Source organism: Gemmatimonadaceae bacterium (genome assembly GCA_037721215.1).
Classification (GTDB): Bacteria; Gemmatimonadota; Gemmatimonadetes; order Gemmatimonadales; family Gemmatimonadaceae; genus UBA4720.
Genome location: JBBJNV010000032.1, coordinates 1 through 19,821 on the forward strand (window position 1 = coordinate 1; position 19,821 = coordinate 19,821).

Below are 19,821 nucleotides of genomic sequence, written 5' to 3' on the forward strand. Positions count from 1 at the left end.
ACGACCACGCTCTTGGCACAACTAATGCCTCAATCAAATACGGGGGGCCGCGTTGTGCGCCCCCGCTTCTTTGCGCGCACGGCTATCATCTCCGGCGCTCGGTATTCACAGTGGCCCGACCAGCGGCATGGTCCCGCAGGCGCAGAGACTTAAGCATATTTCCCCATGAATTCGCATTTCCTCGATCGATCCCGTTACTACCTCACGCAGGAGTATCCGGTCAAGATTCGCCAGGCGCTGCGCGAGGTTCCGGGTACCGCCATCTGGCGCCGCGAGAACGATAGCTCCAACAGCATTGGCAATCTCCTGGTTCATCTCACGGGCAACATTCGTCAGTGGATAGTCGGCGGGCTTGGCGGGCTTCCCGTCGAGCGCGACCGCTCGTCCGAGTTTGCCAGGTGCGACGGACCCGACTCCGAGACTCTCATGCTCGACCTTGAATCAATTATTCACGATGCGGACTCTGTCCTCGCGACGCTCAGCGAGCCCGACCTTATCCGTCCATTCACCATTCAGGGCAGGGAGACAACCGGACTGGCGGCCATCTACCATGTCGTCGAACACTTCGCCATGCACACCGGGCAAATCATCCTTCTCGCCAAGTTGCATGCCCCGGGGCGTATTCGTTTCTATCAAGACGCGGGAGGCACGGCGATCCCACTCTGGGGGGGTAACGAGGGAACATCAGCGGCATCCGAAGGTCGTCACTGACTGGTGGTGGTGGAATGGCCCTCCTGTGAAAAAACGAACTCGTCTTTCTCGCCGTTGCAGCTCCATCTGTGCCATCTGTGTCCATCTGCGTCATCTGTGGTTACCACGGTTATCGCGCCGACACTCTCCCTTCCCGGAACTAGCGTTGTGACGCCCCCGGCGGCCTCATGACGCGGTCTCCGCTTGACCTCGACGAGGTCACAATGCAGCGCCTCGGCTACCGGGTCACAGACATCATCGCGCACCACCTCGCAAACATCCGGAATGAGCCGGTAATCAATCCGCTCCCCCGATCCGAACTCAGTCGCTTGCTAGCGAAACCCGCCCCGCGGCAGGGAACTGACTTCGAAGCGATTGTTGACATCCTTCGCAATGACGTACTCCCGTATCACGCACGGGAACCACATCCGCGATTTCTGGCGTACGTACCAAGTTGTCCCACGTTCCCCGCATTGCTGGGAGACTGGCTTGCAACTGGCTACAACTTTTTCGCCGGAGTCTGGCAGATCGCACCAGGCCCCAATGAAATCGAGCTCGTCGTGCTTGAATGGTTTCGTGAGTGGATGGGCATGCCGGCAGGCGCGACTGGGTTGCTCACGTCAGGCGGATCAGGTGCCAATCTCACCGCTATCGTTGCTGCGCGGCATGCGGCGCTGGAGCGCGGTGCGGAGCTGTCGAGCCTCGTGATGTACACGTCGGTCCAGGCTCACTCGTCAGTGGTGCGGGCAGCCTGGATCGCTGGAATCCCACGCCGAAACATTCGCGTCATCGGAGTTGACGAAGAATTCAGGATCATCCCCCAGGACCTCGCAAACGCGGTCGCGGATGACCGACGTGCGGCACTTGAGCCGTTCCTGGTGGTGGCGAGCGCGGGGACTACAAGCACGGGATCGGTAGACCCTGTGCATGAAATCGCAAACCTCTGCGAGCGAAACAAACTCTGGCTGCACATAGATGCCGCCTACGCCGGCTTTGCCGCGCTCACGGTGGAGGGGAAGAGCCTGCTCGACGGTATCGGACGCGCGGACAGCCTCACTCTCGATCCGCATAAATGGCTGTTCGTGCCGTTCGAATGCGGGTGCCTGATGGTGAAGGATGCATCAACACTGGAATCTGCGTTCCGGATTCTGCCGGACTATCTCAAGGACGGCGAAGCAGGCGAACACAACGTGAATTTTGCCGACCGTGGCGAACAGCTCACCCGGTATTCGCGCGCACTGAAAATCTGGCTTTCTGTGACTTACTTCGGCACCGATGCAATTGCAGCGGCCATTCAGGCCGCGATGGACAGGGCGCGGCTCGCGCAGACACTGATCGAGAGCTCGCCCAAACTCGAACTACTAAGCACGGCGAAGTTCGGCATCGTCTGCTTCCGCGCGCAACCCGCGTCGCCAGTCGACGCGCACGAGCTCGATGCCTTCAACGAGCGCATAAACAGCCGCATTGTTGCCGGCGGAAGTTTCTTCATATCGTCGACGCGACTCGACGGCATATTCTCGCTTCGCATGTGCACTCTCGGTTTTAGAACGACCGACGATGACATCCGGGCACTCTTCGATGCCGTGGAGCTCGCAGTGGACGCCGAGCAGACCTGAAACCGGCCGTCCGGTTTCTACAGCCCGAGGGAAAGCTGACCCGCCGCAGAATACGTTCCGCCCGCCAGGCGAATCGTTGGCGACGGCACATCCTGGCTGGCGGTTGTAATCGTTCCCCGGAATGCCGTCCGTGACAGCGCCGCCCTCATGGACTGCGTCGCGACTTCAACAGAATTGTTAACCTGGCTCAGATGCGCCAGTACGACGGTGTGGAGCTGCCGGTGGGCGCACTCGCGCGCAACGCGCGCAGCCGCGTAATTGCTGAGATGGCCCTCGCTGCCGGCAATGCGGCGTCGCAGCATCGCAGGGTACGGCCCGTTACGAAGCATCTCGCCGTCGTGATTCGACTCCAGCACCAGCAGGTTGACTCCCTTCATGCCGCTCAACACCGCTTCGGTCATGATACCGAGGTCGTAAACGATCGCTGCTCGTGCGCCGTTTCCGCGATCAGTGGCAAAAACGGCTACCGGCTCGCTTGCGTCATGTGATGTCAGCGCTGTGGCGAGGTCGAAATCGCCAATCGAAAATGTTTCTCCGCAGATCATCTCCTGAACGTCCAGGCCGGCCAGAGCTTCGGCCGCAGTGACCGTCCCGCCCGTCGCATAGACTTTCCAATCCCACCGCTTTGCGCACCCCACCACTCCTTTCATGTGGTCGACATGCTCGTGAGTCACGATCATCGCCTCGATCGACCGGGGGTCGACCGCAATGGCGGCGAGCCGCGCCTTGATTCCCCGGGGAGAGAAACCGGCGTCAATCAGGATGCGGGTTTGACCGGCCTGAATCAGTATCGAATTCCCTTTGCTGCCACTCCCCAGCACACAAAGCTTCATCGGGTAGATTCGCTCGCCTGGTAACTGTCATGCATCGCTTGGCGGGCCTTGTCACTAAGCACCACATGTCGCCTCGACATCATGCGCTCAGCGACTCTGGCAAACTTTTCAACGTCATAGCGGCCATACGGTTCCGCGGCGCCCCACGCAAACGGCGGAATCCACTTTGGGCTGGCAGCCGAGCCGAATACGTTCGCACCCGCTCCCACAGTGCAGCCCGTCGTGAGCATCGACCCGATGCCTGTCTTTGCGTGATCGCCGATCAGGCTGCCGAGAAACTGGAGCCCGGTGTCCCGAAGCCCCGCAGCAGTAACCAGCTGCACGGGCCCATAGGTGTTCTTGAGGTTGCTCGTGGTCGTGCCTGCTCCCAGGTTCACCCAGCGGCCGATGTATGAGCTTCCGACAAATCCGGTGTGTCCCTTGTTGGAATGGCCAAGCATGACTGAGCCGGACATTTCTCCTCTCACCTTGCACACGTCCCCAATCGAACAGCCCCGAATGGCGTCACCGACAATGGTAGTATCGCTGCCGATGTAACACGGTCCCACGATGCGACTGAAAGAAGAGATAGTCGCGCCGCGTCGAATCATGATCGGACCGGACGATGCATCCAGCACGACGAACGGCTCGATGTTCGCTCCCTCTTCGCAGTGAACGCCATGCGGTCCGAGAACTACAGCGCTACCGGGCGACGCATCGACGAACCGTGCGTGCAGCGCGGGAATGTCAGTGGCCAGCTGAACGTCGAGGTATCCAACCAGATCCCATACCTCGTCGAGCCAGTTGCCCGCGATCTCGACCAGATCATCGGTATCCGCCAGTTGCCCAAGTGACAGCGTTCCCTGGATAAGACCAGCAGTGTCGATCGACCGCTTTGTGCGCACTGCGCACACAACTCCGTTGCAGCTGAACACCGCAGCATCCCCGTCGAGCGTCGCGTCCAGTGCTACTACGCAACGCGAGTTCACGAGCAACGTGCCCGCAGGTATGCTGCGTTGCGCCAGCGCTGACCCAGGCGCACCTGCTTCGTCGAAGTTTGCGAGATGCGCAGCGCCGAAGAAACCGCTCGCGGCGAGCCCGGAGACGCGCTCCCACCGCGCGCGGATTATTTCCGCACCGGCCCGCAGCTCCGAGACGGGGCGGGTTAGCGAGAACGGTTCGAACTCACGTGCTTTCGCGTCATCAAACAGGAACAACGGGTTCATCCGCGCTCCATCAGCTCCTGAGGCAGAGCATCGATGAGAGTCTTGAGGTCTGCCGAGCGCTCGGTGGTTGTTACGAGAGTAAGGCCCTCGCGCGATATGACCACCAGATCGGATACCCCATAGACCACTACCGCTCCGCCCTCTGCATGAATCACGTTGCCGGATGCTTCCACGGCGACCACCCTGCCACTGGTAACGTTGCCCGACTCATCCACCGGCTTCACCCGCTTCAACGCACCCCACGTTCCCACATCGTCCCATCCAAAGTCACCCGCAACCACCCTGACTTTTTTGCTCCGCTCCATGACGCCCACGTCAACCGAAACAGGGTTGACGGCCGCGAAGTAAGTCTCCAGACCGTGGGGATCTCCGCGGTTCGCATGCAGTGCGACCGCTATCTCGGGCGTGACCTCCATCACCTCGGCCAGGAAATCCGCCACACGCCAGACAAAAATGCCGGAGTTCCAGAGGTAGCCATCCTTGAGCATCGATGCCGCCCGGAACCGGTCCGGCTTTTCAACGAATTGCGTTACCTCACGCGCGCCAGTCGCGGTAACCCCACCAGGCTGGATATACCCGAACCCCGGATCCGGCCGTGTCGGCACAATGCCCACAGTGACGAGCGCCCGCTCGGCTACCGCCACTTTCTCTGCGGCAAGCAGGGCAGTCCGAAAGCCATCATCGTCAGCTATTGCCCAGTCTGCATGAACGCACATCATTGTCGCATCCGGATCCTTGCTCCGCCGCTCGATCTCTGACGCCGCCCAGGCAAGCGCCGCCGCGGTGCCGGCCGGCTTGGGCTCTGCAATCACATTCGACTCGGGGATCGCTTGTGCCACCGCACGCACCGCGCGCACCAGCGATGCGTTCGTTAGGATCAACGTCCGGTCTGGTGGGACGATCTGCTGGAGCCGCGCAAGGGTGTTCAGGAGGAGTGGCTCGTCGGTCACCAGCGGCAGCAGCTGCTTGGGCCGGTCGGGTGTGCTCAAAGGCCAGAATCGGGAGCCCACCCCACCCGCCAGGATCACGGCCCATCGGCTCATTACGCCCCCGCGTCCGCTTCGCCCGTTTCCTCGCTCGACACGCCCGTGAGCTGCGCGATTCGTGAGTACAGCCGCTTCGGGCTGAAGGGCTTTGTCAGAAAATCAGTTGCGCCGCTCTCGCGTGCGTCACGCTCGTATTGTTCCTGGCCGGCCGCGGTGAGAATGATGCACGGGGTATTCCGCCATTTCTCACTTGCCCGAATTCGGTCCAGAACGTCGAGCCCGCTCAGCTTCGGCATCATCAAATCGAGGATTACGAGATCGATCACGTCCTCACGATCGAGCACGTCCATGGCTTCCTGCCCGTCAAATGCCAGCGTGACCCGGAACGGACCATGCTCGAGCTTGATCTTTATGATTCGCCCTATATGCGCTTCGTCATCGGCGACCAGTACATGACGCTCCGGAATCTGAGGATCGGTCATCAGCCGGTGTTCAGAACAAACGGGATATGGATTCGCGATGACGGCGCACATCATACAGCAGTACGCCCAGATCGGCATCGCGGGATCTCAGCACGCAGAGAAGGGCATCGTCGCCCACCGACGACACAACGGCGTACCCCTTTTCGTGCTCGATGAGAGCGATTCGCATCGAGCCCCTTGCTGTGGTACCCCCGATTTCGTCAGCCGAGGCAACTATTCCGGGCACTCGTGCTGCCAGATCGTCGGCGTCGAGGCCTGGCGCTGACTGGCTGTCGATCAGAAGGCCATCGCGACCGAGTACCACCACGGCCTCGATGCCGGTTCTCATGCGGATAGCTGCCGTCAGATCGCGAATGGTCGGCATCGATGCCTCGTAATATGTGTTGCGAGACTGATCATCGCAGGGAATCTAGTCGATCGGATTCGCTTGAACTGCCCTGCGTTAAAGGGTATTATCGAATCCGGGCAGTCACTGCGCCCACTTCCTTTCCAACGTGTCATGACACTTTCCAAATCGGCGCTCAGCTGCATCGCCGGAATATTGGTTATTACCGCTTGCGGCGGCACTGACTTGATGCGCGCCAGCCTCCCAACGGCGCGAGACTCTTACACAGTCTTCGCTCTGACGGGCTCGCCGGTGGCGTTCCCGAGCGGGATCAACATTTATTTCCGCCAGGCTGTGAGGGTCGACGGCAACGCCAATTTCGACGTCGCGTTCGACATCGACGCGGGGGGCAACGCCGTTGTATATCCAGCGCGGCTGATCGTCAGCTCACTGAGCGGCAACCGGCCTGTTGGAATCCGAAAGGTATCAGGTACCTTCGAGTCGATTCTTACGGCGCCGACCGGAATGTATGTCGACAGTCTGCCGGTGATCGCCGGCAAGGGAGACGTGATCGTGGTTGAGTCAGCCCGCAATGCCAGCGGGGATGTTTGCCAGTTCAGCATTTCTCCTTTCATCTATTCGAAGCTGCTCATCGAGAGTGTCGTTCCGGCTACGCGCACGATCGTCGTACAGGCCGTTTTGAATCCGAACTGCGGATTCAGGTCGTTCGAGCCGGGCATTCCAGCCAGCTAAACCATGCACGACCTGCGCATGGTTCGCGAGCATATCGACGTGCTGCGTGAAGGCATGCGCCGCCGGGGAAAGCTCGACGCGTTCGGTGATCTGATCGACCGCGCGCAGAGCGTCGATGCAGACCGGCGCTCGGTGATTCAGCAGGTCGAGAAGACAATGGCGGAACGCAACGGCATCACGAGGGAAGTCGGCCGCCGCAAACGAACTGGCGAGGAGGCCGGCGATCTTCTTTCAGAGTCACGTTCGCTTGGTAAACAGATCGACGGCTTCAGGAGCAACCTTGCCGTGCTGGAGGATGAGCTCCAGCTCTCTCTCCTCAGCATCCCGAATGTCACTCTGCCCGATGTTCCCGAGGGGTCAGAGGAGTGCAACAAGGTAGTTCGCACGTGGGGATCGCCACGCGATTCAGGCGGCGTGCGCCCGCACTGGGAAATCGGCGCGGAGCTCGGCCTTATCGATTTCGAGCGGGGCGCCAAGATCAGCGGGTCGGGATTCATTGTTTTCCGTGGGCGAGGTGCGCGGCTCGTCCGGTCGTTGATGAATTTCATGCTCGATCTTCATACCGGCGATCATGGATACGACGAGACGTGGGTTCCCATTCTCGCCAATCGTGCGGCGATGACCGGGACGACACAGCTTCCCAAATTCGAAGACGACATGTACGCCGTCGACAGCGGAGAGCTTTTCCTCATCCCGACGGCCGAGGTTCCGCTCACCAATCTTTTCAGGGAAGAAATTCTCACGGCTGCTGATCTTCCCCGTGGGATGGCTGCGTACTCGCCCTGTTTTCGCCGTGAGGCGGGGTCGCATGGCAAAGACACGCGCGGCCTGTTGCGCGTCCACGAGTTCGACAAGGTTGAGCTGGTCCGCTACTGCACTCCGGAAACTTCCGACGCGGAGCTCGAGCTTCTTACCAGCCACGCTGAGCGCGTTCTGCAATTACTTGGGCTCCCATATAAAGTGGTGCTGTTGGCGGCCGGGGATACCGGTTTCGGAAGCGCCAAAACGTACGATCTGGAAGTGTTCGCACCGGGCGTCGGCACCTGGCTCGAAGTATCGTCGTGCAGCTCGTTCACCGATTTCCAGGCGCGGCGCGCGAATATCCGCTATCGGCCAGCCGACGGCGGTAAACCGCGCTTCGTGCACACGCTGAATGGATCGGGCGTGGCTTTTCCGCGGATCATCGCAGCTATTCTCGAGCACTACCAGAATGTGGACGGCACGGTATCGGTACCCGAGGTGCTGAGGCCGTATCTGGGCACCGACCGGCTCGGCTGACACATGCGCCGGCTCGCACCGGTCGCGGTCGTGTCTGTGTGCGTCGCCGCGCTCCTGATCTGGTACGTCATTTACACCCAGGGCGTAGTTCGTGAGTTGAGACGCGAAGCATCGCGGGTGGGCCTGATGTATGCGCGGGTATACAACGGGCTGAATGATCCGAGTGCCGATGCGGCCAACAATGCGCTTCTCGATCTGGCGCGCTACATAAGGGAATCGGGAGTACCACTCATTCTCACCGATGCCACCGGCACTCCTACGGCGGTCGACAATCTCCCTGTCGAGCTTCCGCTCAGCTCACCCGAGCTGCGGGAGTACGTTCGCCAGCTCGATCGTCAGAATCAGCCCATCAGAGAGTCGGACGTGGGCACCGTGCACTACGGTAACACTCCTCTGGTACGGGGGCTGCGCATCATCCCGCTCCTGCAATCACTGCTGATTGGCATGTTCCTCCTCGCCGGGGCGTACGGACTTCGTACCCGGGGCCGCGCAGACCGTGAGCAGATCTGGGCGGGCATGGCGCGCGAATCCGCGCATCAGTTGGGCACTCCGATATCGAGCATGAGCGGGTGGATCGAGCTTCTCCGTGACGCCGGAGGCGATTCGATGACCATGAGCGCACTCTCGCACATGGACGGAGATCTCGAGCGTCTGAAGCGGGTCGCGAACAGATTCGAGCGCATTGGCCGTCCCCCGAGAAAGGAGAGTGTCGACCTGGGCGATCTGGTCGAGCGGGTCGCGACGTATTTCCGGGCCCGGGTGCCGACGCTTGCGCAACGCGTGTCGGTGAATTTTTCCCGCGGCGAGGGCTCGCTTCTGGTGAGCGGCGACCCGGTGCTGCTCGAGTGGGCAATCGAATCGCTGACAAAGAACGCCATTGACGCTCTCGCCGGGCACGACGGCCACGTAAACATGTCGGCGGAGGCCCTTCCCGAAGGCCGCGTCCGCGTTCGCGTAGCCGATACCGGGCCCGGCATTCCTCGAGAGCTGGGCAGCCGCATTTTCGAAGCCGGGTTCAGCACCAAACAGCACGGGTGGGGAATCGGTCTGCCACTCGCACGCAGGATTGTCCGCGACAATCACGGCGGAGAGCTGCTGCTGATTCCGTCCGAACGCGGGGCGACGTTCGATATTATCTTGAGTTGATGAATGGAACGCTGGATACCACCGGTTCGACCGCCGCAATCGGTGATGGTGACGCACTTTCGCGATTGAATCCGGCTCAGCGCGACGCGGTTCTTCATTTCAAGGGTCCGCTTCTCATCATTGCTGGCGCAGGCTCCGGCAAAACCCGTGTGCTTACTACCCGCATTGCTCATCTGATCGAGCACCATGGGGTAGACCCGGCGCAGATTATCTCGGTGACGTTCACCAATAAAGCGGCCGGAGAGATGCGCGACCGCATCACTAAGCTGGTGGATTGTGACCTGCGGGGCATGTGGTGCGGAACTTTCCACGCCATCGGTGCACGTATGCTGCGATCGCACGCTCCACGCGTGGGTCGCACCGCGAGCTTCACCATCTACGATGAGGACGATTCCCTCGGTTTGATCAAGCGCGTGATGGAGCGCGTCGGCGTGTCACCAAAGCAGTGGACCCCGAAATCAATTGCGTCCGTCATCTCCGATGCAAAGAACTCGCTTGTCACGCCAGCCGAGTACCAGCAGCTTGCAATGGATCCGCTTTCCCGTGCCGGCGCGGTGGTATATGCCGAGCTTGAAGGGGCGCTTCGCGCCGCAAACGCTGTCACGTTCGACGATCTCCTGGTTCTCCCTGTCCAGTTGCTGCGTGAAAATGCTGACGTCCTCGACCGGTACCGGCAGAAATTCCAGTTCGTAATGGTGGACGAGTATCAGGACACCAACCGTGCTCAGTTTGAGTTCATCAAATTGCTCGGGGCGGGGCACGGCAACGTTGCAGTCGTCGGCGACGATGATCAGTCCATCTACGGATGGCGCGGCGCGGATATCAGGAACATTCTCGACTTCGAAAAGGAGTTCGCATCAGCCCGTGTCGTCAGGCTGGAGGAGAATTACCGCTCGACGCCTGGAATTCTCGAAGTAGCCAACATTGCGATCAGCGCCAATCTCGGCCGCCGCGGTAAGACACTGCGTGCCACGCGCCCTGGGGGCGAGGCCGTCACTCTCGTTGCAACGCTCGATGAGCGTGACGAAGCCGACTTCGTTGCCGATGAAATCCGCGGCCGGCAGAATCTCGATAAACGCGAGCTTCGCGAGTTCGCCGTGCTGTATCGCACTAACTCACAGAGCCGCCCGCTTGAAGAAACACTGAGGCGGAACGGAATCCCGTATCGGCTTGTGGGCGCCGTGCGCTTCTATGACAGAAAAGAGATTCGCGACCTGATGAGTTATCTCAAGCTCGTGGCCAACCCCGCCGACAACGAGGCTTTCCGTCGCGCAGTGGCTGTCCCACGCCGGAAGCTCGGCGAAACGACGATCGAATCTCTCGCCACCGCCGCGCGGCGAGCGGGAGTTCCGATGCTGGAAGCCGCGACGCGTCCGGAGCTTCTTGCGGACATTCGGAGCACTGCGCGAGCCGGACTGCAAGAGTTTGCTTCGCTCATCCTCGGCCTTCGCGACCGCGCCCGCGAATCGAGCGTCGATGAGCTGCTGCGCGAGCTGGTCGACTCCATTCGCTACGGGGCCTATCTGCAGGCGGATTCGCCGGAGACGGCTCGTGATCGCCTGGATAACGTCAGCGCGCTCATTGACGGGGCTGTTGAGACGGTCATTGAGGACGGAGGCGAACTTGGTCTGACCCCGCTCGACCATTTTCTGCAGCGGGCAATGCTGGTAGCCGGTATCGATGCACTCGACCCAACGGCAGACGCGGTGACGTTGATGACACTGCATAACGCCAAAGGTCTCGAATATCCTGTCGTTTTCATTACCGGGCTGGAAGACGGTCTGTTCCCGCTTTCGCAAGCCATCGACGATCCGGATAAACTGGAAGAGGAGCGACGGTTGCTCTACGTCGGAATCACACGCGCCGAGCGCAAGCTGTACATGTCGTTCGCCGAGAGCCGGCGTCGAAATGGCGAGATGATGCAATCCGTGCGGTCCCGCTTTCTGGGCGAGATACCGCCGGCGCTTCTCGAAGATCGCAAGACACTCAAGCTCCGCTCTGCCGGAAGAGGTTTTCTCCGCGAAACTTCCTCGCGTGTCGAGGCATTCGGACAACAGGCGGGCTGGCGCAACGCCTCGTCCCGGCCGAGACATGAGGTCCCCGCGTGGCGGGGTGCGAAGGTAGCCGCGGATGTCGACGTCTCATCGGGCGAGCCGATGTATGCACCCGGCGAGCGGATCAGCCACAAGCTGTTCGGCGGAGGACAAATCGCGGAACTGTCGGGCACTGGCCGGGACATCAAAGCGGTGATCGATTTCGACGATACGAACGTCGGGCGAAAAACGATCAAACTGGCTTACACGACACTCGAACGCGGACCGTTGTAATGGGCGTAACTCATGACGAGGTGAGACACATAGCCGAATTGGCGCGATTGAGCGTGGGCACTGCGCGCCTCGATGAGCTCGCTTCCGAGTTGAATGCTATTCTGGGTCATATGGACGTTCTCGGAAAAGTCGATACGTCGGGCACGCCACCCTCTGCGGCGGCTCCTGGATGTACTCACCTCCGCTCGGATTCGAGCGGACCGATTCCGCTGGCGGTGCCACGCGAGTCGTTCGCGCCATCAATGCGCGACGGCTTCTTCATCGTCCCCAGACTGGCTACGCATGAGGAGCTGTCGAACGGAGGCGCCCGTGAGGGCGGGGCGTGAAGCACACCGACTTCGCCGATATGCCGGCATCGGTAATCGCTGCCCGGGTAACTGCGGGGTCACTGGACCCTGTGCAGGCAGTCGCGGCGAGCTTTGCAACGTCCAGGGAGAAGAAGTCGGGTAAAGACGGCCTCAACCTGGTTCTCTGGAGTGATGAAAAGCTGGCGACCGCCGATGCGTCGGTGCTCAAGGAAACTATGGGCCCGCGTGGTGAAGGCGGGTCACTGGCGGGCGTGCCCGTTGCGGTCAAGGACAACATCGCCACCCTCGGCCTGCCCACAACTTGCGCCTCCCGCATTCTCGCCGGATATGTCAGTCCGTTCGAAGCTACCGCCGTCACACGACTTCGTGCAGCGGGTGCAATCGTTGTCGCGAAGACGAACATGGACGAGTTTGCGATGGGATCGTCAACGGAGAACAGCGCGTACGGCCCCGCGCGCAATCCTCACGATCTTCGACGCGTGACTGGAGGGTCGTCTGGTGGCTCCGCGGGTGCGGTGGCAGCGGGGATCGTTCCCATTGCACTCGGATCGGAGACCGGGGGCTCGGTTCGTCAGCCAGCGTCGTTCTGCGGAATTGTCGGAGTCAAACCCACTTACGGCCGGGTCAGCCGTTACGGCCTGGTGGCTTTCGCGTCGTCGCTCGATCATATCGGGGTCATGGCCCGGAACGTCGACGATGCGGCGTTGGCGATGCAGGCAATCGCCGGGCTCGATCAACGGGATTCCACCAGCGCCGACGTACCCGTTGCGCCTTACTGCGAAGAATTTGTGTCAATCGCAACGACGCCCTCGCCACTCGAAGGACTCACTGTTGGAGTTCCCGCTGAATATTTCCCGGAAATGCTCGACCCCGGAATCCGCGCTCTGTGCGATCGCGCGCTGGATGCACTACGATCGCTGGGCGCGAAGATAAGGAAAGTAGCGCTACCGCATACTTCGCTCGCGATACCGGTCTATTACATAATTGCGCCCGCCGAGGCATCATCGAACCTCGCGCGCTTTGACGGCGTCAGGTACGGTCGGCGGGAATCGGGCACAGCCAGCCTGCGCGAGATGTTCGGCGACACGCGCTCGCAAGGTTTCGGGCCTGAGGTAACGCGGCGTATCCTGCTCGGCACATACGTCCTGTCAGCAGGTTACTACGACGCGTACTACAGGAAGGCACAGTCCGTCAGAACGCTGATCGCCGGTGACTTCGCACGTGTCTTCGCCGGCGGAGTGGACGTGCTTTTTACGCCGACGACACCTTCCACCGCGTTCTCCATTGGACAGATCACCGATCCGTACGAGATGTACATGAGCGACATTTTCACGGCGACCGCTAATCTTGCAGGTGTGCCCGCGATGTCCATTCCGATTGGTCGCGAGAGCGGTCTGCCTGTCGGCGGCCAGTTGATTGCCGGGCATTTTGCGGAAGCGGCAATGTTCCGCGTTGCGTATGCTCTCGAGGCCGCGCTTGGCGGGCAGGCACATCAATGAGCGCTGATAAATACGAGATGGTCGTCGGTCTCGAAGTGCACGTTCAGCTCAAGACCCGCAGCAAGGCTTTCTGCGGGTGCTCGGCTGACTTCGGCGCCGCTCCCAATGTCAACACCTGTCCCGTTTGCCTTGGACTTCCCGGAGCACTGCCAGTAGTCAACGAGCAGGCAGTAATGCTCGCGGCGCGCGCCGCAATTTCGCTCGGCTGCACGGTGTACCATTCCTCTGTATTTGCCCGAAAAAACTATTTCTATCCGGACCTTCCGAAGGGATATCAGATCACGCAGTTCGACGAGCCGCTGGCGACGGGCGGGACCGTCACGATCGACACGGGAGCGGGCGAGCGGACGATTGGAATCACGCGGCTACACATGGAAGAGGATGCCGGCAAGTCGGTTCACGATCGATTTCCCGGCGAGACGGCGATCGATTTAAACAGGGCTGGCGTTCCACTGATTGAAATCGTGAGCGAGCCGGATATGCGCACTGCCCGGGAAGCTGGCGCTTATCTGCGTACACTCCGCCAGATCCTTCAATACCTCGGCGTCAGCGATGTGAGCATGGAGCAGGGCAGTCTCCGGGTGGACGCCAATGTGAGTGCGCGTTTGAAAGGCGAAGAGGCTCTCGGGACGAAGACCGAAGTGAAAAACATGAATTCGTTTTCAGGGGTGGAACGTGCGCTCGAATTCGAATTCACGCGCCAGTGCGGATTGCTGGAACGCGGCGAGACGGTTGTTCAGCACACGTTGCTCTGGGACGCGTCGAAGAGCGAGGCGCGTGTGAGTCGCACCAAGGAAGGCAGCAACGACTATCGCTATTTCCCCGAACCTGACCTCGGCCCACTGGTGCTCGATCCCGATTGGCTGAGCATGATCAAGCTGTCATTGCCTGAGCTGCCCGATAAACGAAAGGCGCGGTTCGCCTCGGATTTCAGTCTTGATGCGGAAGACGTCGACAAGCTGACGGCCGATTCGGAACTGGCGGAATATTTCGAAGCGGTGGCGCGCGCCACGGGCGACGGAAAGGCAGCGGCTAACTGGGTCATGGGTGAGGTTCAGGCTCTCCTCAATACAGGCAAAGGGACCTTCGACGAGCTATCGGTTCGACCCGCCGATCTTGCTCAGCTGATCTCGATGATTCGCGACGGTCTGGTGAGCCACGCAGCGGCGAAGCGAATTTTTTCGCTGATGGCGGAATCGGGCAAGCCCGCGGCCCAGGTGGCCCACGAGCATGGGCTGCTGCAGGTCGGCGATGACGCGGCTCTGGCGGGCTGGATATCGGAAGTGATGACCGAGCATCCCGAAGAGTCGAGGCGGTACATTGGAGGCGAGCGAAAGCTGCAGGGAGTACTCGTTGGCTTCGTCATGAAGAAGTCGGCAGGGAAAGCCGACCCGAAACGAGTGAATCAGCTGCTTGTCGCCCGCGCAGAGGCAGCCGTCGGCCCGGGGTAAACGGGTGTACCGAGTTTCGCAGAATATGCGAGTTCGGAATGTGGCAGGCCAAAGCTGATGCGCGCATTTTTCGTGACCGTACCGGCTGCACCATCGCGGAGGGCGGCACGACGGACACGCTTCGCTTCGCGCAGCGCAGTCGCGCCGGCGGGGTCGAGCCGGTAGGCTTCTGCCGCGTCGAACCTGTTGAATAGATCGACGATATATTCGTACGAACGTGTCAGATAGGCAGCCAGATCGTTCTCGGCCAGGTCCCATCTGCTCTTTTCGGAGACCATCTGGAAGATGCGCTGCCACGATTCGGTGTCCGTCACGTAGACCATCCCGCGAAAAATTCTGCGGTTGGTGGGCGTGCTGAAGATGGTCGGGCTCAGTATCCGGTCCAGGTGGCCGTCAGAATCAGCGTGATCGAGCAGGATGATCTCGCGCGCCCGCCGGCTGTAGCGGTCGCCGATGTGCGTGTCGATCCGGCTTTCCCAGTAGCTGTGGCCGAGTGCTGCGGTTGTCGATGTGATCGCCAGCTGGTGAGGTACGAAATAATTGTGGGCAACAGTGTCGGCAGCCAGATGCGCGAGGTAACCCAGACCAAACGCACGCATTGGCGCCGGCTCGGCCTGGTCATAGATCTCGAAGCCGACTTTCCAGGAGTGACAGTGCCGGCCAGCCGCCGCGTATTTCTTTGCGATGCTGGTGTCGGCGGCAATACTGCCGTAAAGAAAATCATAGGGAAATGCGGCAATCAGCTCGGCAACCGCCGGAGGCAGAAGCACGAGGGAGCGAAGGATTGCTTCGCCGAGGAAAATGTGCGTTCCCGGGGTCCAGGCAAAGGCAGTGCTGGGTGTCGCGGCAATAGCAATAATCGCGAGACCCAGCAGCCAGAGTATACCCGGATCAGGCTGTCTCCCGGACAGCCGGATTGCCAAACTAGATACCTATCCGCTTCCGCTGCCGGCGGACCGCCTTTCGCAGGTCGCTCAGCTCCTCGCGTACAACATCGTTGATCGCTTCCCGGGCGCCGTCGACATACTCGCGAACGGATTCGCCGATCTCCGACACAGGAATATTGTCGACAAATTCCTCTCCGCGATCCCGCGCGACACGGTATCCCCTGGATGTGCGCTCGCCCGCCCAGCGCGCACTGTCCCGTCCGTGCTCCGCCGCCCAGCGTGCACCCGGAGCAGCGCGCTCGCCAGCCCACTTTACGCCCTGCAGGCCCGCGCCCGCAGCCCACTGCGCACCTTTTCCAGTCGAGCGAAGCATCGGTCCAATCGGCCGGCTGCCGCTGGGCCCGGTCCGGAAGAGAAGCGTAACTGCCGCGCCCACGGCAACGCCGATGATCGCCGCGGTCAGAAGGTCGAACTGCTGTTCGCTGTCACCGTTCGAATCCCTCGCGGGGCCGGACACGCGGGCGCGGCTTCTTCCACTCGCTGTCGTCTTCGATGTATCTGCCATCTGACAATATCTCCTTGTCGAATACTTCATGAATGCCCGTGCGAACACCCCGCAGCGCGGACGCGGTCGAGACGAAAGCCGATTCCGCCTCATCCTGCACCACTGACAAAAGTGCGTTCAGCTCCCTTATGCGCTCCTCGGCAACCTCCACCGACGCCATCAATCGCTGGTTGGCTGATGCGACGGTCTGGCTCACCTGCTGAACGTCAACCCTGACCGAGGTCGAGATGTAGTTCACGTTGTCGGCAATGGTACTCGCATGACGCATAAGGGGATTTATGTCTCCATAAATCCTGTCCAGCATATCGCTGATCTTCGCGTAACTCTTCCGGAAATTCCATGCTGCCGGAACAAGAGCCACAGCGAGAATCAGCAACGCCACCGACGCAAGACCGCTCGCCCAGGTCGTGACCTGCTGAAACCAGCTTGCCTCACCCTGGACCTGCTTCGTGACGATCGTGTCAGGCAGCGTTGCGACTGCCTGCAGCAGCAAATCAGCGCCGGTCGTAAGCCATGCGGTCATGCGCGGGTTGTGTGCAAGGGTAGGGCCAGCCGTGGATCGGCTGGTGTGTCACGGTACAAAGAGTGCTACTCACAATATATTTGCGCAACCGGCTTGGCGTACCATTCGAATGCGCGCTCCGCGAACGGCGCCTCATCTCAGCTAACCGTATCCCATGACAGAAACGAACGCCGTTCAGTACATCGTCGAGGGTGGCCGCACTCTCCATGGCACCATCCGGCCGTCGGGCAACAAGAATGCAGCGTTGCCGATTGTTGCCGCTGCGCTGCTGTCGGAGAGCACGGTGTATCTCGACAACGTGCCCCATATCCGGGACATCGAGACATTGATGGAGTTGATTCGCTCGGTTGGCGCCAGCATCGAGTGGAGCGGTGACAACTCCCTGACAATCGAAGCCCGTGACTTGGTGGCCAGCGACCTCGACGCAGCGCTCTGCTCGAAGATCAGGGCCTCGATCCTGCTCGCGGCGCCTTTACTCGCGCGTTGTGGTGAAATCATGCTCCCTCCGCCAGGGGGCGACGTCATTGGGCGCCGCCGGCTGGATACCCATTTTCTGGCTCTGGAACAACTCGGCGCGACGGTGTCGCTGCACAAGGGGCTTCTCCGCCTGCACGTAAAGGGGTTCCGCGGAGCCGATGTGTTTCTCGACGAGCCAAGTGTGACTGCAACTGAAAACGCACTTGTTGCCGCCTGTGCTGCGCAGGGACGTACCGTTCTCCGGAACGCGGCAAGCGAGCCGCACGTTCAGGATCTTGCAAAGTTCCTGCGGGCGCTGGGTGCGCAAATCGATGGTGCCGGGACCAACTGCATCACTATCGAGGGCGGTCGCCCACTTGGCAAAGAGGCCGTACGGCACTCAATCGGGCCGGACCATATCGAGGTCGGCTCATTCATCGGTCTCGCAGCGGTGACAAAGTCGGAATTACGCATCGAACAAGCGGGAATCGAACATCTCCGCTCCACCCGGCTGGGCTTCGCGAGGCTTGGTATCGAGTGCGAGGAGGACGGCGAAGATCTCATCGTCCCCGCCAAACAGACCCTCAAGATTCAGGCTGACATGGGAGACCATGTTCCCAAGCTCGAGGATCAGCCGTGGCCTGCGTTTCCGGCTGACACCATGTCGATCGCCATCGTCACGGCAACCCAATGCAACGGGATGATCCTGATGCACGAGAAGATGTTCGAGTCCCGGCTCTTCTTTGTTGACAAGCTCATCAGTATGGGAGCAAAGATCGTCCTCTGCGATCCACACCGCGCAATCGTTGCCGGGCCCTCCAGGCTCAGCGGCGCGACACTCGATTCGCCCGACATCCGGGCGGGGATGGCCCTCCTCATCGCCGCTCTCTGCGCCGAAGGCAGGAGCGTGATCAACAACGTCGGTCAGATCGAGCGCGGCTATGAGCGGATTGACTATCGGTTGCGTGCTCTGGGCGCATCGGTTGATCGGGTGGGCGATCGCCGCAAGTGACGGCGATCGCGTCCGGAACCGCCATCGAGGTGATTGATGGATTCGCAAATTTCGGCGTCCGGGCGTTTACGACGACGAGAGTCGCCGGCACTTTCAGCCTTTCGGGAAAAGACGCCGTTGGCGAAGTGATGGCACGCTGGACCGCTCTTCAGGAGGATCTCTCCGGTCAGTCGCGGCGCATGGTCATCGGGCGACAGATTCATGGCTCACGCGTGCTCACGCATCAGGGAGGATGGGAAGGCCTGCTGCGTACCGCTGAAGCAGATGGCCATGTCGCGCTCGAGAAAGGGATTTCCCTTACGGTTTCTGTAGCTGATTGCGTTCCCGTATTCCTCGCGCATCCATCGGGAGTAGTTGGAATTCTGCACTCCGGATGGCGCGGGACCGGGGCACGGATCATCGATGCAGGTCTGAAGGCGTTTGCACGGTTCGGCATTCCTCCGGACGAAATCGTCGTTCACCTCGGTCCCGCGATCTGCGGACGCTGCTACGAGGTAAGTGCCGAAGTCCGTTCAGAACTTACCGGGCAGCCGGCAAATCGCCCAGGGAATGTTGACCTGCGTTCGCTGATCGCCGAACATGCGAAAGATGCTGGCGTGCGACAGATCAGCGTTAGCGATGCCTGCACGCGCTGTGACAACGATCGTTTTTTCTCGCACCGCGCGGGCGATGCGGGCAGGCAGCTGGGAGTGATCGTGGCAGGAATTCTCTGATGCCCAGCTCTGCGGCCCCTGTAAGTCGCCACAGAATCACGCGCTAGGCCAGCTTCAAGCGTGACACTCGTTTCGGAGGCCATGCAGTCCTCATATTCGGGGTCTACGGGGCATTGTCCCATCGCCCGTCACAGTCCGCGTGCCCTGCTACCCGGAATCACTCCAGCTTGACTCTATAGTTAGCGATCCGTAGATTGCTTTCAGTTACGCGACGATCGTCGCGTACGAGAATGTGGGGATGCCCCCCACATTTTTTTATTTACTGGAGTCAGCTCGAAATAACATGAGCGAAGCGTTGCAAGCCATTGTGGTACGGGAGCTTGACCCGCTTGAACTTGAGCTTTTCCAGCTCCGCTCGGGGGGTACGAAAAGCCGCCCTGTCCTCGACGTTCGCATTGAGAGGCGGGACGGTGAAAAGGTGACAGTGGATGACTGCGCAAAGGCGTCACGCGCAATCGAGGCTCGCCTGGATACAGACAGTTCAATTGCCGCACGGTACGTCCTTGAGGTTTCGTCTCCCGGAGTGGAGCGCCCCTTGAGGAATGCCGGGGACTGGCGGCGGTTTGTCGGTCGGGATGCCGTCATTTCGACGGACGCCGGGCCGGGCGTTGGCGGGTTCGAGTCGCAGGACATTCGAATCGCCGGCGTTGAAGGTGATGCTGACGACGAAATTATTGTTGTGGAAGACGCTGGTGGTCAGGCCCACCGCGTTCCGCTGGCCGCGATAAGAAAAGCGCGGCTTGCATTCAACTGGAAACGGTAAGGA

The 19,821-nt window shown here is 60.7% G+C and carries 20 protein-coding genes; 12 read left to right on the forward strand and 8 right to left on the reverse strand.

The features are described 5' to 3' along the window. Positions 1 to 165 precede the first annotated feature (165 nt). A complete protein-coding gene (locus tag WKF55_15065) occupies positions 166 to 711 on the forward strand; it encodes a DUF1572 family protein (GenBank protein ID MEJ7760900.1) in 546 nt (181 codons plus the stop codon). Positions 712 to 878: 167 nt separating this feature from the next. Then, complete coding sequence (locus WKF55_15070; GenBank protein MEJ7760901.1) at positions 879 to 2,306, forward strand: aminotransferase class V-fold PLP-dependent enzyme; 1,428 nt, start codon at positions 879 to 881, stop codon at positions 2,304 to 2,306. Between the two features lie 17 nt (positions 2,307 to 2,323). Here WKF55_15070 and WKF55_15075 read toward each other — a convergent pair whose 3' ends face one another. Genes WKF55_15075 through WKF55_15095 form a run of 5 tightly spaced genes read right to left on the reverse strand, consistent with a single transcriptional unit; the run spans position 2,324 to position 6,176 of the window. Next, positions 2,324 to 3,139 (reverse strand): MBL fold metallo-hydrolase, encoded by an 816-nt coding sequence (locus tag WKF55_15075; protein MEJ7760902.1) that lies wholly within the window; start codon positions 3,137 to 3,139, stop codon positions 2,324 to 2,326. Next, the gene (locus WKF55_15080) at positions 3,136 to 4,344 is read right to left on the reverse strand and encodes a putative sugar nucleotidyl transferase (protein MEJ7760903.1); all 1,209 of its coding nucleotides are present in this window, start codon (positions 4,342 to 4,344) and stop codon (positions 3,136 to 3,138) included. The genes WKF55_15075 and WKF55_15080 overlap by 4 nt, the downstream gene beginning before the upstream one ends. Next, entirely contained in the window at positions 4,341 to 5,387 is a 1,047-nt protein-coding gene (locus WKF55_15085) for a sugar phosphate nucleotidyltransferase (GenBank protein MEJ7760904.1), read from the reverse strand. The genes WKF55_15080 and WKF55_15085 overlap by 4 nt, the downstream gene beginning before the upstream one ends. After that, positions 5,387 to 5,812 (reverse strand): response regulator transcription factor, encoded by a 426-nt coding sequence (locus tag WKF55_15090; protein ID MEJ7760905.1) that lies wholly within the window; start codon positions 5,810 to 5,812, stop codon positions 5,387 to 5,389. The genes WKF55_15085 and WKF55_15090 overlap by 1 nt, the downstream gene beginning before the upstream one ends. Before the next feature lie 10 nt (positions 5,813 to 5,822). After that, positions 5,823 to 6,176 carry a roadblock/LC7 domain-containing protein gene (locus WKF55_15095; GenBank protein MEJ7760906.1) on the reverse strand — a complete coding sequence of 118 codons (354 nt, stop codon included), beginning with the start codon at positions 6,174 to 6,176 and terminating at the stop codon, positions 5,823 to 5,825. 210 nt (positions 6,177 to 6,386) lie between these two features. Between WKF55_15095 and WKF55_15100 the strand changes: the two genes are divergently transcribed. Genes WKF55_15100 through gatB form a run of 7 tightly spaced genes read left to right on the forward strand, consistent with a single transcriptional unit; the run spans position 6,387 to position 14,899 of the window. After that, positions 6,387 to 6,890 carry a hypothetical protein gene (locus tag WKF55_15100; GenBank protein MEJ7760907.1) on the forward strand — a complete coding sequence of 168 codons (504 nt, stop codon included), beginning with the start codon at positions 6,387 to 6,389 and terminating at the stop codon, positions 6,888 to 6,890. Positions 6,891 to 6,893: 3 nt separating this feature from the next. Beyond that, complete coding sequence (serS, locus tag WKF55_15105; GenBank protein ID MEJ7760908.1) at positions 6,894 to 8,168, forward strand: serine--tRNA ligase; 1,275 nt, start codon at positions 6,894 to 6,896, stop codon at positions 8,166 to 8,168. A gap of 3 nt (positions 8,169 to 8,171) precedes the next feature. After that, complete coding sequence (locus tag WKF55_15110) at positions 8,172 to 9,314, forward strand: ATP-binding protein (GenBank protein ID MEJ7760909.1); 1,143 nt, start codon at positions 8,172 to 8,174, stop codon at positions 9,312 to 9,314. After that, the gene (locus WKF55_15115) at positions 9,314 to 11,641 is read left to right on the forward strand and encodes a UvrD-helicase domain-containing protein (GenBank protein ID MEJ7760910.1); all 2,328 of its coding nucleotides are present in this window, start codon (positions 9,314 to 9,316) and stop codon (positions 11,639 to 11,641) included. Before WKF55_15110 ends, WKF55_15115 begins: the two co-directional genes overlap by 1 nt. 53 nt (positions 11,642 to 11,694) lie before the next feature. Beyond that, entirely contained in the window at positions 11,695 to 11,967 is a 273-nt protein-coding gene (locus WKF55_15120) for an Asp-tRNA(Asn)/Glu-tRNA(Gln) amidotransferase subunit GatC (protein MEJ7760911.1), read from the forward strand. Then, complete coding sequence (gene gatA / locus WKF55_15125) at positions 11,964 to 13,448, forward strand: Asp-tRNA(Asn)/Glu-tRNA(Gln) amidotransferase subunit GatA (GenBank protein ID MEJ7760912.1); 1,485 nt, start codon at positions 11,964 to 11,966, stop codon at positions 13,446 to 13,448. The genes WKF55_15120 and gatA overlap by 4 nt, the downstream gene beginning before the upstream one ends. Then, positions 13,445 to 14,899: an Asp-tRNA(Asn)/Glu-tRNA(Gln) amidotransferase subunit GatB gene (gene gatB, locus WKF55_15130; protein MEJ7760913.1), complete on the forward strand. Its 1,455-nt coding sequence runs from the start codon at positions 13,445 to 13,447 to the stop codon at positions 14,897 to 14,899. Before gatA ends, gatB begins: the two co-directional genes overlap by 4 nt. On the opposite strand, the gene WKF55_15135 is transcribed toward gatB, so the two are convergent. From WKF55_15135 to WKF55_15145, 3 genes are read right to left on the reverse strand one after another with little or no spacing between them, the layout of a single operon-like run. Next, entirely contained in the window at positions 14,854 to 15,822 is a 969-nt protein-coding gene (locus WKF55_15135) for a zinc dependent phospholipase C family protein (GenBank protein MEJ7760914.1), read from the reverse strand. The genes gatB and WKF55_15135 overlap by 46 nt on opposite strands. Before the next feature lies 1 nt (position 15,823). Next, positions 15,824 to 16,303, reverse strand: coding sequence for a hypothetical protein (locus WKF55_15140; GenBank protein ID MEJ7760915.1), 480 nt, complete (start codon positions 16,301 to 16,303; stop codon positions 15,824 to 15,826). Continuing rightward, on the reverse strand, positions 16,272 to 16,874 hold the full coding sequence (locus WKF55_15145) for a hypothetical protein (protein ID MEJ7760916.1): 603 nt from the start codon (positions 16,872 to 16,874) through the stop codon (positions 16,272 to 16,274). Before WKF55_15145 ends, WKF55_15140 begins: the two co-directional genes overlap by 32 nt. Before the next feature lie 154 nt (positions 16,875 to 17,028). Here WKF55_15145 and murA point away from each other — a divergent pair, with 154 nt between their 5' ends. From murA to WKF55_15160, 3 genes are all read left to right on the forward strand, one after another. Beyond that, positions 17,029 to 18,342 (forward strand): UDP-N-acetylglucosamine 1-carboxyvinyltransferase, encoded by a 1,314-nt coding sequence (murA, locus tag WKF55_15150; GenBank protein MEJ7760917.1) that lies wholly within the window; start codon positions 17,029 to 17,031, stop codon positions 18,340 to 18,342. Continuing rightward, positions 18,339 to 19,055 carry a polyphenol oxidase family protein gene (locus WKF55_15155; protein ID MEJ7760918.1) on the forward strand — a complete coding sequence of 239 codons (717 nt, stop codon included), beginning with the start codon at positions 18,339 to 18,341 and terminating at the stop codon, positions 19,053 to 19,055. The genes murA and WKF55_15155 overlap by 4 nt, the downstream gene beginning before the upstream one ends. Positions 19,056 to 19,338: 283 nt before the next feature. Beyond that, positions 19,339 to 19,818: a hypothetical protein gene (locus tag WKF55_15160; protein ID MEJ7760919.1), complete on the forward strand. Its 480-nt coding sequence runs from the start codon at positions 19,339 to 19,341 to the stop codon at positions 19,816 to 19,818. Positions 19,819 to 19,821: the final 3 nt, after the last annotated feature.

Coding starts and splice junctions, on each gene's coding strand:
- WKF55_15065 (MEJ7760900.1), top strand. CDS start 166: ATGAATTCGCATTTCCTCGATCGATCCCGTTACTACCTCACGCAGGAG.
- WKF55_15070 (MEJ7760901.1), top strand. CDS start 879: ATGACGCGGTCTCCGCTTGACCTCGACGAGGTCACAATGCAGCGCCTC.
- WKF55_15075 (MEJ7760902.1), bottom strand. CDS start 3,139: ATGAAGCTTTGTGTGCTGGGGAGTGGCAGCAAAGGGAATTCGATACTG.
- WKF55_15080 (MEJ7760903.1), bottom strand. CDS start 4,344: ATGAACCCGTTGTTCCTGTTTGATGACGCGAAAGCACGTGAGTTCGAA.
- WKF55_15085 (MEJ7760904.1), bottom strand. CDS start 5,387: ATGAGCCGATGGGCCGTGATCCTGGCGGGTGGGGTGGGCTCCCGATTC.
- WKF55_15090 (MEJ7760905.1), bottom strand. CDS start 5,812: ATGACCGATCCTCAGATTCCGGAGCGTCATGTACTGGTCGCCGATGAC.
- WKF55_15095 (MEJ7760906.1), bottom strand. CDS start 6,176: ATGCCGACCATTCGCGATCTGACGGCAGCTATCCGCATGAGAACCGGC.
- WKF55_15100 (MEJ7760907.1), top strand. CDS start 6,387: ATGCGCGCCAGCCTCCCAACGGCGCGAGACTCTTACACAGTCTTCGCT.
- serS (MEJ7760908.1), top strand. CDS start 6,894: ATGCACGACCTGCGCATGGTTCGCGAGCATATCGACGTGCTGCGTGAA.
- WKF55_15110 (MEJ7760909.1), top strand. CDS start 8,172: ATGCGCCGGCTCGCACCGGTCGCGGTCGTGTCTGTGTGCGTCGCCGCG.
- WKF55_15115 (MEJ7760910.1), top strand. CDS start 9,314: ATGAATGGAACGCTGGATACCACCGGTTCGACCGCCGCAATCGGTGAT.
- gatB (MEJ7760913.1), top strand. CDS start 13,445: ATGAGCGCTGATAAATACGAGATGGTCGTCGGTCTCGAAGTGCACGTT.
- WKF55_15145 (MEJ7760916.1), bottom strand. CDS start 16,874: ATGACCGCATGGCTTACGACCGGCGCTGATTTGCTGCTGCAGGCAGTC.
- murA (MEJ7760917.1), top strand. CDS start 17,029: ATGACAGAAACGAACGCCGTTCAGTACATCGTCGAGGGTGGCCGCACT.
- WKF55_15160 (MEJ7760919.1), top strand. CDS start 19,339: ATGAGCGAAGCGTTGCAAGCCATTGTGGTACGGGAGCTTGACCCGCTT.